We start from the raw sequence: 16,468 nt of genomic DNA on the forward strand, positions 1-16,468 counted from the left end.
GCGCTCAGTCGTCCGACGAGAAGCCCGACGCCTTGACCACCGGCCCCCAGTACTCGCGCTCGGCGGCCAGGCGCTTCGCGTAGTCGGCCGGCGGCAGGCTCAGCGGCTCGAAGCCCAGCTTGGCCAGTGCCTCGATGACGACGGGCTCGCGCACCGCGGCGCGGGCCGCGTCGGCCAGCTTGTCGATGACAGCCTGTGGCGTCTTCGCCGGCACGAACAGGCCGTAGCTCTCCACGCCGACGATGCCCTTGAAGCCCTGCTCCTCGAATGTCGCCACGTCGGGCGCGAAGCGCGAACGGGCCTTGTCCGTCACGCCCAGCAGCCGCACGCGGCCGCTGGCCAGGTGGGGCAGGAAGTCGCCGATGGAGAAGCAGCCTGACGGGATCTGGCCGCCCATCAGGTCCTGCATGCCCGGTGCAGCGCCGCGGTAGGGCACGTGCGTGAGCTTGAGGCCGGCCGCGCGCTCGAACTGGTTGCCCAGGAAGTGCGGCATGGCGCCGGCGGCCGGCGACGCGTAGGCGGCCTTGTCGGCATTGGTCTTGGCCCAGTCGGCGAACTGCGCCAGCGTCTTCACGCCGGCCGGCACCATGGGGCCGACGCCGAAGCCGCAGGTCGACAGCGCCAGCGGCGCGACGGCGACGACGTCCACCGCCGGGTTGTAGGCCAGCTTGCGGTAGGCGTGCGGGTAGATCGTGAACATCGACGACGGGCTGATCAGCAGCGTCTGCCCGTCGGGCGCGGCGTCCTTCAGCCCGGCGATGGCGATGCGGCCGCCGGCGCCCACCTTCTGCTCGACGAGCACGGTGTCGGCGATCTTGCCGCGTGCGAAGTCGGCGAAGCGGCGCGCGGTGGCGTCCACCGAGCCGCCGGCCGGGAAGCCCACGAGGATGCGCGGCGGCTGGCCCTGCGCGCGGGCGGCCAGCGGCAGCGCCGCGAGAGAGGCCAGCAGGTGGCGGCGGTCGATCATGATTTCTGTCTCCTTGTCGTTGGTTTCTCGGGGGTGGTGCTTTGCGCGGTGGCCACCCAGGCGAGGCGGTCGAGTGCCGCCTTCAATGCAGGGCCCTGCTCGCCGAGCCCGGCCAGCAGCGCGCGGTCATGCGCGGCCACGGCGGCCTCCAGCTTCGCCACGCGGCGCTTGCCGGCCGCCGTGAGGTGCAGGCCCCAGGCGCGCGCGTCGTCGGGTGCGTCGCGGCGCTCGGCCCAGCCCTGCGCGGTGAGCCAGTCGGTCAGGCGCAGCGCGCCGCTACGGTGCAGGCCCATGGCCTGGCCCAGCAGGCCTTGGCGCATGCCGGGGTTGCGGGCGATGAGCACCAGCGCCGCGAAGCGCTGCGGGCTGACGTCCCACTCGGCCGCGGCGCGGTCGAAGTCCAGGTACAGCGCGTTCTGCGCGCGGCGCAGCGCGTAGCCCAGCAGGCCGTCCAGCAGCCCGTAGTCCACGCCGGGCACGGGCAGCATCAGCCCCTCGGGCGTGATGTCGGCAGGGGCGTCGGCTTTGCTCACGGAGTCAGGCTAGTTTTAGTTGCTTACTGCAACAATCTCGCTTACCCTGACTTGATGAAGATCATCATTGCAGGCGGCGGCATTGGCGGTTTGACGGCGGCGCTGGCGCTGCAGGCGCGGGGGCATGACGTCACCGTGCTGGAGGCCGTGCGCGAGCCCCGGCCGCTGGGCGTGGGCATCAACCTGCTGCCGCACGCGGTGGCCGTGCTGGCCGACCTGGGGCTGCTGCCAGCGCTGCGCGGCATGGCCGTCGAGACGGCGGCGCTCGTCTTCGCCAACAAGCATGGCCAGGCCATCTACCGCGACCCGCGCGGCCTGGCCGGCGGCTACAGCCACCCGCAGTTCAGCATCCACCGCGGCGAGCTGCAGATGACGCTGTGGCGCGAGGCGTCGGCCAGGCTGACGGTGCTCAGCGGCCAGCGCGTCACCGGCGTGCGCGACGGCAACGTGGCGCTCATCGACACGCCTGACGGCCCGCGCGAGCAGGCGGCCGACCTCATCGTCGGCGCCGACGGCATCCATTCCGCGCTGCGCAAGCGCCTCGCGCCCGACGAGGGCGCGCCGTGCTGGCGCGGCGTCATGATGTGGCGCGGCACGACGTGGGCGCCGCCCTTCCTGGACGGCCGCACGATGGTGCAGGCCGGCCACAGCCAGGCCAAGTTCGTCGTCTACCCCATCGGCGTGCCGCGCGAGGCCGACGGCCTGCAGCTCATCAACTGGATTGCCGACCGCCGCGTGCAGCCCCCCACGCCGGGCCTCACGGCGCCCGACCGCGCCGACTGGAGCCGCGCGGGCCGGCTGGACGACCTGCTGCCCACCTTCGGCCGCTGGCACTTCGACTGGCTGGACGTGCCGGGCCTCATCACGCGCGCCGAGCAGATGCTGGAGTGGCCCATGGTGGACCGCGACCCGCTGCCGCGCTGGCGGCTGGGGCCGACGACGCTGCTGGGCGACGCGGCGCACCCGATGTACCCCATCGGCTCCAACGGCGCGACGCAGGCCATCATGGACGCACAGGCGCTGGCCGACGCGCTGACCCGCCACGCCGACCTGGACACGGCGCTGGCCGCCTATGAGGACGAGCGCCGGCCGTTCTGCGCCCGCATCGTCGAGATGAACCGCCGGGAAGGCCTGGACGCCATCCTGGACCGCGTCGAGGCGCTGGCACCTGACGGCTTCGCGCGGCTGGAAGACGTCATCGCGCCCGCCGAGGTGGCCGCCGAGATCAACGCCTACAAGGCGGCCGCCGGGCACCAGGTGCGGCACTAGGCGTCTGCACGGCGGAGCTACTCCGGCGTGCTGGGGTCGCCATCGGCCCCCGGGTGCTCCAGCGCCTGCCGGGCCAGTTCCTCGTCCGACAGCGGCGCGGCGGATTCGAGCGCATTGATCTCCTCCAGCAACGCCGGTCTCGGCTCCTCACCGTTGATGAGCACGTCGTCGAGGGTCTGCTCCGCGGCGTGCGGCTCCGGCGGCGCGGGCGCCACGGCGGCTGCGCCGGCCACCAGCGCGTCGGCAACCTTGCGCTCAAGGAACGCGGCGAAGTCGCCGTCTTTCGGCGTGTCGGGGTGGGTCATGCGGGGGCTCCGGGTGGTGCAAGGCACCGCAAGGGTAGCGCGCCTGGCGCCGGTGGGAGTTGACGCCGCCGCGCGGGCGACGATCATCGCGCTCCATGTCCCGCCAAAAGCTCGGCCGCACCCAGCCGCCCCACGAACGCCACCCGGTCGCCTGGTACCAGCCCGACGTGCTGTGGACCGCGGCGCAGCAGGTGCTGTCGTCGCTGGACCAGCTGCGCAACCGCGACGGCCGCGAGAGCCAGCCGACGCCGATGAAGGTCATCGACCGCAGCCAGCCCGAGGCGGCGGGCGACTTCACGGGTGAGTGCTGGTTCGACTTCATCGCCGACACGGGCGACGGCGGCAACGCCTGCTACGCCGTCGCCAGCGCCGCGCTGGCCGATGAGCTGACGCTGGGCGGCGAGCGGCTGCCGCGCGCCTCGCTGCTGCTGTTCGGCGGCGACCTGGCCTACCCGGCCGCCAGCACGCAGGACTACCGCTACCGCTTCGTCGAGATGTTCGAGGCGGTGCGCAACAGCCACGAACCCACGCTCGTGCGCGGCCGGCGGCTGACGCTGGCCGCCATTCCGCAGAACCACGACTGGATGGACTCGGTGTCCACCTTCAGCCGCTACTTCACGCGCCGCAACGACTCGGCGCCGCTGCTGGGCGCCAAGATCCCGCAGCGGCAGACCTACTTCTGCGTGAAGCTGCCCGGCGGCTGGTGGGCGCTGGGGCTGGATTTCGCGCTGGACCACGACATCGACCGCGACCAGTACGAGCAGTTCGAGGCGCTGCTCAGCGAGCGCGGCCTCGTCACCGACGACGGCCACGAGTACCGCATCGCCGACGACGACCGCGTGCTGCTGATCTACCCCGAGCCCTACTGGACCCGCCCCATCGGCGACGGCGCCGACGACAGCCACCCCAAGCGCTACCAGCGGCTGGAGGGCCTGCTGCGCGGGCGCATCAAGCTGCGGCTGGCCGGCGACCTGCACCACTACCTGCGCTGGGACTCGGTGTCGTGGGGGCGCCTCGTGATCTGCGGCACCGGCGGCGCGTTCACGCACCCCACGCACACCAAACCGACGACGCGGCCGGTGCGGCTGCAGGAATTCGACACGCAGGACTGCATCCCGCCGGAGCCGTTCACGTCACGCCCGGCGCTGGCCATCGGCCTGACCGAGCAGGACCACCCCGGCTGCGAGTTCGAGCGCCAGGAGGCCACGGCCTTCCCGAGCGCCGACGCCTCGCGCGACGGCTGCAAGGGCAACCTGCTGGCGCTGTTCCGCCGCGACGCCAGCGGCGGTGGCGGCAACGCGTGGTTCGCCGTGCTGCTGGGCGCGCTGTACTGGTTCAACGCCTACCTGAACTCCACGCCCTTCGTCGACTCGTTCGAGCCTGACGGCTTCCGCGCGATGTGGCGCTTCGGCATGGGCGAGTACGGCCACGTCTTCCTGCTGTGGCTCAAGGCGATGGTGTTCAGCCCGCTGGGCTTCCTGATCAACCTGCTGATGGCCTTCGGCTGCATGGTCATGGGCCGCGAGACGGTGCACGAGCTGCCGCCCACGGTGAACGCGGTGTGCCGCTGGATCATCATGTGGGGCGTGGGCGCGCTGCACGCCGCGGTGCACGTGCTGGCCGTCTACAGCCTGGAGTTCTGGGGCCACCAGCTCGTCGGCGAGCTGGGCTGGATCGCCGACCGCACGACGCCCGCCGGCCTCATCGTGCACTCCTGCCTCGTGGGGCTGTGGGTGTTCAGCCTGGGCGGGCTGGCGGGCGCGTTCATCTTCGGCGCCTACCTGGCCGGCATGTCGTGGCTGGGCTACCTGACCAACAACGGCTACTCGGCGCTGGACGGGCAGGACCACAAGGGCTTCCTGCGCTTTCGCATCGATGCGAAGGGCGAGCTGACGGCGTGGTTCATCGCGCTGGACCGGGTGCCACGGCAGTGGCGGCGCAATGACCAGGCGGGGCCGGTGTGGGTGGCGGATGATGAGGAGGCGTCGCCACCGAGGGTGCATGACAGGTTTGGCCTTTGATCATGAACATTGAGTCCGCCATCAGCAGCCTGAAGAACTCACTTTGCCAACAAGTAGATGTTGGCGGCCTTTTCGCGCGCAGCAAGCTTGCGCACAAGTGGAAGGCGCCGTGGCGCTCCTTGCTGCTGCGTGAAGCTGTCGCATGGCGAATCCAAGAGCTTCTTGAGCAGTCTTTGCTGCTTTCAAAGAACCAAGGCCTGCTTGGCGCGCGGATTCTCCTTCGATCCGCTTTCGAGACATTGGCGGTCCTTGTCTACCTCAACAAAGCTATGCGCTCGGTGGTTGCAGGCAACCTGAGCTTCCATGACTTTTCCCAGAAGACCTCTCGCTTGCTTATCGGGTCTCGGGACAATTCGACCTCTCATGAGGCAATTGGAGTCCTCGTCGTTCTGGACTCCGCAAATAAGCGCTACCCCGGGCTGCGCTCTTGGTACGACGGGCTCTGCGAGAGCGCACATCCCAATTGCGAAGGCGTGCTTGGCGGCTATTCAAGCTCAGACGAGCGGAACCACATCACCACCTTTGCCAGTCGTTGGGCTGATGTTCATGGGGGAAGTCATGAAGAAGCGCTCCGTGCTTGCTTGGTTGTGTTCGAGGTTGAGTACAACCACGAGTGGGCAGATGCATGGACCGCGCTAGAACATTGGATTGAAAAGAATGATGAGGAGCTAGAAGCGACAAGGCCTCACAACACGGATGAATAGCAGCGCGGCATAAAACGACGAGCATGCGATTCCAGGCACCTCAGCTCCGCATCTAAAGCGTCACCGTGCCCGGCACGCAGGCCGAGCGCCGGGCGGCCCCAAGCCGGCCTGCGGGCGATGTGCTTGCGGCTCAATGCCGCAAGCATCGCCGTCCCCTCGGGGGACCGATCAGGCTTGCCGCGTTCAGCAGGCAAGACTGAGCGAGGGGCTCACATTTCGGCCGCAATCAACCGCACCGGCGCGCTGCCATAGCTCAGGAACTTCTCATGGAAGGCCTTGAGCTGGAAGCCCGGCCGGGCCTTCAGCTGCTCGCGCAGCGCGTGGATCTCGCTGAAGCCGCTGAAGTAGCTCGTCAGCTGCACCGACGTCAGCTGCACGCGGCGCCACTTCTCGGCGGCCTCGCGCTCGGTCTGGAAGGCCTGGCGGGTCAGCAGGTCCAGCGCGGCCTGGCGTTCCATGCCCAGCACGTGCACGCTGTAGTCGAGGATGGTGTTGGTGACCGAGCGCAGGTGCCACTTGCCCCACATCAGCGTCATCTCGGGTGATGCGCCGTAGCCGCTCTCCAGCATCATCAGCTCGCCGTAGACGGCCCAGCCCTCCACCATGGCGCCATTGCCGAACAGCGCCTTGACCTTGCTGGGCACCTGGTTGGCGTAGACCAGCTGCGTGTAGTGCCCCGGAACGGCCTCGTGGATGTTGAGGATCTGCAGGATCCAGTGGTTGTACTCGCGCAGCGTGCTCTCGGCCTGCTCGGGCGTCAGCTCGTCCAGCGGCGTGACGTTGTAGTAGGTGCTGTCCTGCGGCCGGTAGGGGCCGGGCGCCTCGATGCTGGCGCCGGCGATGCCGCGCTGGTAGACCGGCGTCTCGCGCACCTTCAGCGGCTTGGCCGGGTCCAGCGTCAGCAGGTCGTGCTGGCGTATCCAGGCTTCCAGCTGCGGGATCTGCGCACGGATCTCGTCGACGAAGCGCTCGCGCGCCACATGCTTCTCGCTGAGCTTGGCGATGACGCGGCCGATCAGCGCGAAGCGGTCGGCCGGCGGTGCCTCGGTGCCGATGACGGCGGGCCACAGCGCGCGGGCCTGCGTCAGCATGCCGTCCAGCACCGCCTCGCGGCGCGCCAGCGCCAGCTCGTAGGTCTCGCGGGCGCTGCGGGCGGACTGCACGTCGTGCCGGAACTTGGGCTCGTACAGCGCCGCGCCGAGGCGGAAGCTGCGCTTGGCACCCGGCAGCAGCGTCTTCAGGTGCGCCTGGTAGCCGGCCACGGCGCGGCGGGCCTTGTCCAGGTCGGGCTGCATCAGCGCACCCAGGCCCTGCTGCTGCGCGTGGGACTCCAGGTCTTCCAGCACCGACAGCACGCCCGGCGCCTGCTGCAGCGCCAGCTCGGTGTGCTCGCGCGTGACGCCCGACAGGCTCTTGCGCGCCTCGGCGTAGAAGGCCGGCAGCTGCCGCAGGCGCGGCTGCAGCGCCTTGACGCGCTCCTGCACCGGCGCCCAGTCGGTGTTCAGCACCAGGTCGATGGGCGAGGCGGGGTTGTGCTCCGACGGGTTCCAGGCCCATTCGCGCAGCGTGTCCAGCCGCCACAGGTCGCTCTCGATCTTGGCGAGCAGCATCGCGCGGTCCATGCGCTGGGCGGTGCCGAGGCTGGCCTCGGGCACGGCCTGGAAGCGCTTCAGCCAGCCCGCCAGGAAGCCACGCATTGCGGCCCGCTGCGCGGCGCCGGGCAGGCGCAGGCGGCCGGCGAACTCGAAGCGGCCCGCGGCCACGGCGGCATCGGGGTCCTGCTGCCACAGCGCTTCGAGGAAGGACTCGGCCAGCGTGTCGAACGCGCGGTCTTCGGCCAACGCGGGCAGGGCGGGCACGGCCAGGCCCAGGGCCACGAAGTCGCGGCGCTTCATGCCAGGGCCTCTTCCAGCGCGTCGATGAACATCTTCGCGACGTCGAAGCCGCTCTGGTCGGTGATCTCCTGGAAGCAGGTCGGGCTGGTCACGTTGATCTCGGTGACGTTCTCGCCGATGACGTCCAGGCCCACCAGCAGCAGGCCGCGCGCGGCGAGGATGGGGCCCAGGTACTCGGCGATCTCGCGGTCCCGCGCCGTCAGCGGCCGGGCCACGCCCTTGCCGCCGGCCGCCAGGTTGCCACGCACCTCGCCGCCCTGCGGGATGCGCGCCAGGCAGTGCGGCACCGGCTTGCCGCCGATGATGAGGATGCGCTTGTCGCCCTCGGCGATGGCGGGGATGAAGCGCTGCACCATCACGGTCTGCGCGCCGTCCTTGTTCAGCGTCTCGATGATGCCGCCCAGGTTCAGGCCGTCGTCCTTCACGCGGAAGATGCCCATGCCGCCCATGCCGTCCAGCGGCTTCAGGATGATGTCGCGGTGCTCGGCGTGGAAGGCGCGGATCTCGGCCGCGGAGCGCGTGACGAGCGTCGGCGAGATGAACTCGGGGAACTCGAGGATGGCCAGCTTCTCGGGGTGCTCGCGCAGTGCGCTGGCACGGTTGAACACGCGGGCGCCTTCGCGCTCGGCCTGGCTGAGCAGGTGGGTCGTGTAGAAGAACTCGCTGTCGAACGGCGGGTCCTTGCGCATCAGCACGGCGTCGACGTCGGCGAGCGCCACGTCGGCGGTGGCCGCGACCGTGTACCAGTCGTCAGCATCACCGGTCAGCGCGATCTGCACGGCGCCGCGCGCCGTCACGCGGCCGCCGCGCAGCCACACGAGTTGCTGCGGCTCGCAGGCCAGCAGCGTGTGGCCGCGCCTGGCGGCCTCGCGCATCATCGCGAAGGTGGAATCCTTGTAGGTCTTGAAGGTGGCCAGCGGGTCGGCAACGAACAGCAGCTTCATGGTCGGGCGCTCGGGGGTTTCAGCGCCGGCCAGTGTTGCACAGGGGCGCCGTCAGCCGCGCAGGTAGGGCTTCATCCCGGCCTCCGCGGCCGCGGCGATGCCGCACCAGTGCTCGCGCCGCTGACGCGCCCGCGCGCGGTGCCTGGCGGGCAGCTCGTGCAGCGGCGTCAGGGCCACCGGCACCGGCATCTGCAGGCCGTGGGCGCCGAAGGTCCGGCCGCCGAAGCCTGCCCAGAAGTCGTCGTAGGAGCGCTGGAAGCCGGCCCGGTACCCGGGTTCGAAGGCGATCTGGCAGGCGCCGCGCACGCCGACGATGCGCGCCAGCCCCAGCGCCTGCGCCACGCCGTTCAGCGCGGCCAGCGCGAAATAGGCCGGCGAGTTCTGCGGGAACGCGGCGCGAAAGCGCGCCAGCGCGGGCGCATCGGAGCGGCTCGACTGGCTGCGTGTCGCGAACAGCACCGGCGCGCGCCCGGCCCCGCCGCACAGCCGCTGTGCATCGACGCAGCCAAACGACAGCTCATGCACCATCTGGCCGCCCTCGCACAGCACCAGGCTGAGCGGGCCTTCGTGGCGGGTGGCGGCGTTGGAGCGCAGGCGTATCTCCCAGCCTTCGGCGCCGCGCCACAGCCGCAGGCCCTCGGCATGCAGCAGGGGCAGCAGCGCCGGCATGAAGCGCGCCTGCTCGAAGCGGAAGTGGTCCAGCGCGCAGCCCAGCCGCTGGGCAGTGCCGAAGCCGCGCGACAGGAAGTGCCGGTGGCTGATGAAAAACAGCGCGTCCGCCCGGGGCTGGGCGGCCATCAGCTGCGCGTAGGCGGGGATGGCGAACAGCTCGCCCAGCCTGTCGCGCTCGCCGAGCAGGCGGCCGGCGCCCAGCAGCACGCGCAGCCCGTCGGCCAGGCCCTCGGCGCGGGCCTGCTGCCAGGCATGGCCCGCCATGCGCTGCAGCCACTGCAGGCCGCGGGGTGGCGGCAGGTCGTCGTCGGCGTCGGAGGCGGCGGCGTGGTTCAAGGCCATCCCGTGCGGCTGCGCTGGCCGCGTCATTGCGGCAGCTCGGCATAACCAAGCAATCCACGAGCCAGTCGCACGCGTGGCCGCCCCTCGATCCGAGGGGCATGCCGTCCAGAAAAAGAGCTAGCCGCGGGGCGCGCGCCGCCAGTTCGCCACCACCGTCGCCACGCCGCCGGCCACGACGCCCCAGAACGCGGCGCCGATGCCCAGCAGACTCAGGCCCGACAGGCAGACGAGGAAGGTCAGCAGCGCCGCATCGCGGTGCGCCTCGTCCTTCAGCGCCGCGGCCAGCGCACCGGCGATGGTGCCCAGCAGCGCCAGGCCGGCGATGGCCTTCACGAGTTCGGGCGGGAAGGCCGCCAGCAGCAGCGCCACGGCGCCGCCGGCCAGGCCCAGCAGCACGTAGAACAGGCCGGCCGCGATGGCCGCCGTGTAGCGCCGCGCCGGGTCCTCATGCGCTTCGCGACCCATGCAGATGGCCGCCGTGATGGCGGCGAGGTTGAGCGCATAGCCGCCGAACGGCGCCAGCAGCGTGGTGGCCGCGCCGGTGACGGCGATGGATGCGGACACCGGCGTCTGGTAGCCGCTGGCGCGCTGGGCTGCCACGCCGGGCAGGTTCTGCGAGGCCATGGTGACGATGAACAGCGGCAGCGCGACGCCGATGGCGGCATGCCACGTGAACGTCGGCGAGGTCCACACCGGCAGCGCCCACAGCTGCGACGTGTCCAGCCCCGCAAAGCTGAGCCGCCCCTCGCCCAGCGCATAGGCCACGCCCACCAGCAGCACGCCGGGCACCGCGTAGCGCGGCCACCAGCGCCGGCCCAGCAGATAGGCGGAGGCCATCGCCAGCACGAGTCCGGGGTCGGTCTTCACGCTGCCGACGGCATCCAGCCCGAAGCGCGCCAGCACGCCGGCCAGCAGCGCGGAGGCTATTGATACGGGGATGCGGTCCATCAGCTTCTCGAACCAGCCGCTGGCGCCGGCCCAGACCATCAGCAGCCCGCAGACGATGAAGGCGCCGATGGCCTCGGGCATCTCCACGCCGGACGTGGACGCCAGCAGCGCCGCACCGGGGGTGGACCAGGCCGTCAGCACCGGCTGGCGCGTCCACAGGCTCAGGGCCAGGCTGGTCAGCCCCATGCCCAGGCCCAGCGCCCACAGCCACGAGGCCGTCTGCGCCGGCGTGGCGCCCAAGGCGACGGTGGCCTGGAAGATGATGGCGACGGAACTGGTGTAGCCCACCAGCACGGCAACGAAGCCGGCGACGACGGTGGAGGGGGAGAAGTCTTTCAGCAGCGGGCGCATGCGGCCCAGCATAGCGGCGGGGTCAGCGCGAGCGCCGGCCGTGCCCCCACAGCAGCAGCGCACCGACGGCCAGCACCACCACGCCGACGACCGCGCCGGCCTTCACGTAGACGACGCTGGACCACAGCACGTAGGCGCTGGTGCCGGCGAACAGCAGCGGCAGCCACGGGTACAGCGGCACGCGCACGGGGCGCGGCCGGTCGGGCTCGCGCCGGCGCAGCACGATGACGGCCAGCGCGCTCAGCGTCATGAAGAACCAGTACACCGGCGACAGGTAGTCCACCATCGTCGAGAAACCGCCGCGCGTGAACGCGCCGAAGGCCACCAGCGCCAGCGCCACGCCGGCCGTGGCCAGCACGGCGCCGGTGGGCGTGCCGCGGGCATGGTTCCAGCGGGCGAGGTGCCATTCGGTGGCCAGGTCGCGCGCGGCGGCGTAGGTGGTGCGCGGGCCGGCGATCAGCAGCGCGTTCATCACCGACAGCGCGGTCAGCGTGACGACGCCCACCATCAGCAGCTCCGCGCCGCGGCCGAAGGCGATGCGCATCAGGTCGGCCGCGGGCGCGTCGCTGGCGGCCAGGCCGGCCACGCCCAGCACGCGCAGATAGGCCCAGTTGGCCAGCAGGTACAGGCCCATCACCAGCGCCAGGCCCAGCAGCAGCGCACGCTGGATGCCACGCTGCGGGTCGCGCATCTCGGCGGACAGCGTGGCCGCGTCGCTCCAGCCGCCGTAGGCCAGGAACACGAACACCAGCGCCAGCCCCCAGTCCGTGCCCGGTGCGGCCGGCGGCGGCGTGGCGGGCGCGTGGCCGGCCAGCACCTGCGCGCCGGCGCCCAGGCCCAGCAACACCAGGCCCAGCAGCACGGCGGCGCTCAGGCCCAGCTGCGTGCCCAGGCCCACCCGCACGCCCAGCAGGTTCAGTGCCGTGAGGCCCACGATCAGCCCCCCGGCCATCAGCGCGCTGGCATGCGGGCCCAGCCACGGTGTCAGGTCCACCACCTGCGCGAGGTAGTCGCCGAAGACGAAACCCAGCAGCGCCATCGACCCCGTGTGGATGACGGCGAAGCGCGACCACGCGAACAGGAAGCCCAGCCGGTGGCCGTAGGCGCGGCGCAGGAAGTGGTAGTCGCCGCCGGTGTCGGGGAAGGCCGCGGCCAGCTCGGCGAAGCACAGGCCGCCGATGAGCGACAGCACGCCGCCCAGCGCCCAGGCCAGCAGCAGCTGCGTCGGGTCGCCCAGCGCCTGCGCGGCCATGGGCGAGGTCTTGAAGATGCCGGCGCCGATGACCATGCCCACGCACAGCGCGCCGGCATGCCGCACATCGAGGCGGCGTTCGGGCGGGGCGTGGGGGGTGGCGGTCATGGGCGGCGGCGCGTGGCAAAGCCGGCGATGCTAGCGGCGCGCCGCCCGGCATGTGCATATGCGCAACTTGTCTGAAGCGACGGGGCTAACTGGCCCTAGGCTCTCGGCCCCGTTCCGCTGTACCGCTGCCCGCATGCCCACCCTCCGCCACATCGCCCTCGCCGCCTCGCAGGCCCTGCTTGCCAGCGCCGCCTTCGCCCAGGCCTCGCCCACCGCGCTGGACGCCGTCGTCGTGACCGGCACCCGCGCCAAGGACCGCACGCTGGCCGACACCGCCGTGCCGGTGGACGTGCTGAGCCGCGACGACGTGCTGCGCGCCGCCGGTGCCGACGGCAACCTCGCCGCCGCGCTGCAGGCGCTGCTGCCGTCGTTCAACTTCCCGCGCCAGTCCAACTCCGGCGGCGGCGACCATGTGCGCGCCGCGCAGCTGCGCGGGCTGTCGCCCGACCAGGTGCTGGTGCTCGTCAACGGCAAGCGCCGCCACACGTCGGCCGTCGTCAACCTGGAGTCCAAGACCGGCAAGGGCACCAACCCGGTGGACTTCAACACCATCCCGCTGTCGGCCGTGGCGCGCATCGAGGTGCTGCGCGACGGCGCGGGCGCGCAGTACGGCTCGGACGCGATTGCGGGCGTCGTCAACATCATCCTGGACGAGCGCAAGGCGGGCGGCGAGCTGACCACCGAGCTGGGCGCCTTCCACACCAAGTTCGAGCCCATCGGCCGCACGCTGACCGACGGGCAGACGCAGTCCGCCCGCGTCGCGCAGGGTTGGGCGCTGGGCGGCAACGGCTTCCTGCGCGCCGGCCTGGAAGGCCTGCACCGCAACGCCACCAACCGCGCCGGCCTGGACGAGCTGCCGCCGTGGGAAGACCAGAGCGCCGCCAACCTCGCCACCGTCGGCCAGCGCAACTACGCGCCCGGCGAGCCGCAAACCCACCAGTGGCAGGCCTGGTTCAACGGCGCAGCGGACGTGGCCCCGGGCACGCGCGCCTATGCCTTCGGCACCTGGCAGCAGCGCCGCTCGCTGGGCGCGGCCTACTTCCGCTACCCGGACAGCAGCGCCAACGTGGGTGCCGTCTACCCCGACGGCTACCGCCCGCAGACCACCGGCGACAACCGCGACCTGCAGCTGGTGGCCGGCCTGAAGACGAGCTGGGCCGACTGGGACGTGGACGTGGCGCTGAACCACGGTCGCAACGATTTCGACTACGGCGTGCGCCGCACGATCAACGCGTCGCTGGGCGCCGCCAGCCCGCGCGAGTTCCACCTGGCCGACTTCGGCAGCCGGCTCACCGGCGTCACGCTGGACCTGAGCCGCGAACTGGCCGTGGCCGGCCTCGCCCGGCCGCTGACGCTGGCCGCGGGGCTGGACCTGCGCCGCGACGGCTTCGTGACCGGCGCGGGCGACGCGGCGTCGTATGCGGTCGGCACCTTCGACGCGCCGGCCGGCGCGCAGGCCGGCCCGGGCCTGCAGGCCGGCGACGCGACGACGCGCCACCGCAACGTGGCCGGCGCGTACCTGGACCTCAGCGCCGACCTGACGCGCGACTGGCAGGCCAACCTCGCGCTGCGGCACGACCACTACAGCGACTTCGGCGGTGCGACGACCGCCAAGCTGTCCACGCGCCTGGCCCTGGACCGCACGCTGGCGCTGCGCGGCGCGGTATCGAGCAACTTCCGCGCGCCGTCGCTGGCACAGCAGGGCTTCGCGTTCACGGTGACCGACCGCGGCGACGGCGGCACGCTGAGCCAGGTGCGCACGCTGCCGGTGGACCATCCGATCGCCCGCTACCTCGGCGCGCAGGACCTGAAGGCCGAGACCTCGCGCAACGCGAGCCTGGGCCTGAGCTGGCAGCCGGGCAAGGCCTGGTCCACCACGCTGGACGCCTACGCCATCCGCGTGAAGAACCGCATCACGCTGTCGCAGCGCATCAGCCGCGACGGCCTGGCCGACGAGCTGGCCGCCAAGTTCGGCGCGAGCGGCATCGACGGCGTCAACTTCTTCACCAACGCGCTGGACACCCGCACCCGCGGCGCCGACCTCGTCACGCAGTGGCGCGGCGCCGCGCTGGGCGGCGAGCTGAGCCTGGGCTGGACGGCCTCCGTCAACCGCACCACCGTGCGCGGCGGCGGCAGCGTCGGGCTGGAGGAGATCAACACGCTGACCGACGCGTCACCGCGCCAGCGCCACATCCTCAGCGCCAACTGGCAGGGCGGCATCTGGGCCGTGCAGGCCCGCGCCACGCGCCACGGCAGCACCACGCGGGTGTTCGATTTCGGCGATGGCTTCGTGCCCACGCAGACCTACGCGGCCGTCTGGCAGCTGGACCTGGAGGGCCAGGTGCAGGTCACGAGGACGCTGGCGCTGAGCCTGGGCGCCGTCAACGCGACGGACAAATACCCGACGCGCTCCATCGCCGACATCAGCTACTTCGGCAACTTCCCGTACGACGTGCTGTCGCCGGTGGGCTTCAACGGTGCGTACTACTACGCCCGCGCCCGGCTGAGCTTCTAACGGGCGCGCGTCGACGAGTCCCGCACGACCAGCTCGTGCGGCAGCACCTTGTGCAGCTCGGTCTCGTCGACCGGTGCGCTCGGGTCGGCCTTGTGGCCGAACACCAGCATCTCGACGGCCGTGCGCGCCATCTCGGCGACGGGCTGGCGCACGGTGGTCAGCGGCGGCCACACCAGCGCGGCGGTGGGCGAATCGTCGAAGCCGACGACCGACAGCTCGCCCGGCACCGACAGGCCCAGCCGCTGCGCTGCGGCCAGCACGCCCAGCGCCATGTCGTCGTTGGACGCGAACACGGCCGTGGGCCGCTGGCGGCGGCTCAGCAGCTGGTGGGCGGCGTCGCGGCCGCTCGCGAACGTGAACGCGCCGGGCTGCACCAGCTCCGGGTCCAGCGCCACGTCATGCGTGCGCAGCGCGTGCGTGAAGCCCTCGAAGCGCGCGGCGCTGGCGGACTGGTCCGGCGGCCCCTTGATGAAGGCGATGCGCCGGTGCCCCAGGCTGAGCAGCAGGTTGGTGATCTCCTCGGCCGCGTGGACGTCGTCCATGCGCACGGAGGGCACGCCGCGGATGTCGCGCTCCGGGGACATCAGCACGCAGGGCGTGCCGCTCTCGCGCAGCGCGGCGAGCACCTCGGGGTTGTCGCACAGCGGCGGCGTCAGGATCATGCCGTCGGGCCGCAGCGCCATCACCATGCGGTCGATCTGCTGGCGCAGGTCGGGCGCATCGTTGTGCAGCGACTCGACGACGAGGTGATACCCCAGCTCGCGGCAGCGCAGCGTGGCGCCTTGCTGCACGCTGCCGACGAACAGCGCGCTGGGGTCGTAATAGAGCAGGCCGATCAAGAACGACCGCCCTCCCGCGAGGCTGCGCGCCGACTGCTTGGGCCGGTAGCGCAGTGCCTCCACCACCTTGAGCACCTGATCCCGGGTGCTTTCATGCACACCGGGCTCATGGTTGAGCACGCGCGAAACGGTCTTGATCGACACGCCCGCCTCGCGGGCGACGTCGACGATGGTGGGGCTGCCGCCGCGCGTGGTCATGGGGCCCCTCGTCCGGTCTCGCCCCGGCTGAACGCCGGCGAGTCCAGCCGGTCCCCCGAGGGGACGGCGATGCTCGCGGCATCGAGCCGCTCGCACATCGCCAGACGGGCCGGCTTGGGAGCGGCCCGGCGCTCGGCCCAACGGTCGCTCCACATGCGCGTCACCTTACTTCTTCTTGGCCTTGGCGGCCGGCTTGGCTGCGGGCTTGGCGGCCGGCTTGGCAGCAGCCTTCTTGGCAGCGGCCTTGGGGTCCACGGCGGCCTTGAAGCCGGCGCCCGGGGTGAACTTGGGCAGCTTGGCGGCGGCGATCTTGATCTTGGCGCCGGTGCTGGGGTTCACGCCGTTGCGGGCAGCGCGGGCATGCTGCTTGAAGGAGCCGAAGCCGGGGATCGACACGGCGCCACCCTTCTTGACGGTGGTGACGACGGCGTCCAGCAGCGTCTCGAGGATGCGGCCGGCTTCAGCCTTGCTCAGCTCGTGCTTGGCGGCCAGGTGTTCGATCAGATCGGTCTTGTTCATGCGGGGGGTCTCGTTCAAAAACGCGCCCGAACGACTCGGGCGGGCGGGATTGTGGCGCATACAGTCGGGGCAGAGCCCAGTGTTCA

At 71.6% G+C, this 16,468-nt stretch carries 14 protein-coding genes; 4 read left to right on the plus strand and 10 right to left on the minus strand.

The window, feature by feature from the left end:
• Window positions 1-4: 4 nt before the first annotated feature.
• Both AC1Q7O_RS15880 and AC1Q7O_RS15885 read right to left on the minus strand, forming a co-directional pair.
• The gene (locus AC1Q7O_RS15880) at window positions 5-967 is read right to left on the minus strand and encodes a Bug family tripartite tricarboxylate transporter substrate binding protein (protein WP_492658070.1); all 963 of its coding nucleotides are present in this window, start codon (window positions 965-967) and stop codon (window positions 5-7) included.
• A complete protein-coding gene (locus tag AC1Q7O_RS15885; protein WP_492658071.1) occupies window positions 964-1,500 on the minus strand; it encodes a MarR family winged helix-turn-helix transcriptional regulator in 537 nt (178 codons plus the stop codon). Before AC1Q7O_RS15885 ends, AC1Q7O_RS15880 begins: the two co-directional genes overlap by 4 nt.
• Window positions 1,501-1,554: 54 nt before the next feature.
• On the opposite strand from AC1Q7O_RS15885, the gene AC1Q7O_RS15890 reads away from it, so the two are divergent.
• Window positions 1,555-2,769, plus strand: coding sequence for a flavin-dependent oxidoreductase (locus AC1Q7O_RS15890; protein ID WP_492658072.1), 1,215 nt, complete (start codon window positions 1,555-1,557; stop codon window positions 2,767-2,769).
• 17 nt (window positions 2,770-2,786) lie between these two features.
• On the opposite strand, the gene AC1Q7O_RS15895 is transcribed toward AC1Q7O_RS15890, so the two are convergent.
• Window positions 2,787-3,074, minus strand: a complete 288-nt coding sequence (locus AC1Q7O_RS15895) for a hypothetical protein (protein ID WP_492658073.1) — start codon at window positions 3,072-3,074, stop codon at window positions 2,787-2,789.
• Window positions 3,075-3,169: 95 nt separating this feature from the next.
• Between AC1Q7O_RS15895 and AC1Q7O_RS15900 the strand changes: the two genes are divergently transcribed.
• Together AC1Q7O_RS15900 and AC1Q7O_RS15905 are read left to right on the plus strand one after the other, a co-directional pair.
• Window positions 3,170-5,095, plus strand: coding sequence for a hypothetical protein (locus tag AC1Q7O_RS15900; protein WP_492658074.1), 1,926 nt, complete (start codon window positions 3,170-3,172; stop codon window positions 5,093-5,095).
• A gap of 2 nt (window positions 5,096-5,097) precedes the next feature.
• Complete coding sequence (locus AC1Q7O_RS15905; protein ID WP_394509062.1) at window positions 5,098-5,799, plus strand: hypothetical protein; 702 nt, start codon at window positions 5,098-5,100, stop codon at window positions 5,797-5,799.
• 209 nt (window positions 5,800-6,008) lie between these two features.
• Here the strand turns inward: AC1Q7O_RS15905 and AC1Q7O_RS15910 are convergent, their stop codons facing one another.
• The 5 genes from AC1Q7O_RS15910 to AC1Q7O_RS15930 form a co-directional block, all read right to left on the minus strand.
• Window positions 6,009-7,694, minus strand: a complete 1,686-nt coding sequence (locus AC1Q7O_RS15910; RefSeq protein ID WP_492658075.1) for a DUF885 domain-containing protein — start codon at window positions 7,692-7,694, stop codon at window positions 6,009-6,011.
• On the minus strand, window positions 7,691-8,638 hold the full coding sequence (gshB, locus tag AC1Q7O_RS15915) for a glutathione synthase (protein ID WP_492658076.1): 948 nt from the start codon (window positions 8,636-8,638) through the stop codon (window positions 7,691-7,693). Before gshB ends, AC1Q7O_RS15910 begins: the two co-directional genes overlap by 4 nt.
• Window positions 8,639-8,689: 51 nt before the next feature.
• Window positions 8,690-9,652 carry a DUF535 family protein gene (locus AC1Q7O_RS15920; RefSeq protein WP_492662723.1) on the minus strand — a complete coding sequence of 321 codons (963 nt, stop codon included), beginning with the start codon at window positions 9,650-9,652 and terminating at the stop codon, window positions 8,690-8,692.
• Window positions 9,653-9,769: 117 nt separating this feature from the next.
• On the minus strand, window positions 9,770-10,951 hold the full coding sequence (locus AC1Q7O_RS15925) for a benzoate/H(+) symporter BenE family transporter (protein ID WP_492662724.1): 1,182 nt from the start codon (window positions 10,949-10,951) through the stop codon (window positions 9,770-9,772).
• 22 nt (window positions 10,952-10,973) lie between these two features.
• A complete protein-coding gene (locus AC1Q7O_RS15930; RefSeq protein WP_492658079.1) occupies window positions 10,974-12,311 on the minus strand; it encodes an APC family permease in 1,338 nt (445 codons plus the stop codon).
• A gap of 133 nt (window positions 12,312-12,444) precedes the next feature.
• Between AC1Q7O_RS15930 and AC1Q7O_RS15935 the strand changes: the two genes are divergently transcribed.
• Window positions 12,445-14,826 carry a TonB-dependent receptor plug domain-containing protein gene (locus AC1Q7O_RS15935; RefSeq protein WP_492658080.1) on the plus strand — a complete coding sequence of 794 codons (2,382 nt, stop codon included), beginning with the start codon at window positions 12,445-12,447 and terminating at the stop codon, window positions 14,824-14,826.
• On the opposite strand, the gene AC1Q7O_RS15940 is transcribed toward AC1Q7O_RS15935, so the two are convergent.
• Together AC1Q7O_RS15940 and AC1Q7O_RS15945 are read right to left on the minus strand one after the other, a co-directional pair.
• On the minus strand, window positions 14,823-15,863 hold the full coding sequence (locus tag AC1Q7O_RS15940; RefSeq protein ID WP_492658081.1) for a LacI family DNA-binding transcriptional regulator: 1,041 nt from the start codon (window positions 15,861-15,863) through the stop codon (window positions 14,823-14,825). The two genes, AC1Q7O_RS15935 and AC1Q7O_RS15940, sit on opposite strands and share 4 nt — an antisense overlap.
• A gap of 165 nt (window positions 15,864-16,028) precedes the next feature.
• Window positions 16,029-16,382 (minus strand): HU family DNA-binding protein, encoded by a 354-nt coding sequence (locus AC1Q7O_RS15945; RefSeq protein ID WP_268168017.1) that lies wholly within the window; start codon window positions 16,380-16,382, stop codon window positions 16,029-16,031.
• Between the last annotated feature and the right edge of the window lie 86 nt (window positions 16,383-16,468).

It is taken from the genome of Roseateles sp. GW823-FHT07B05 (assembly GCF_058794515.1).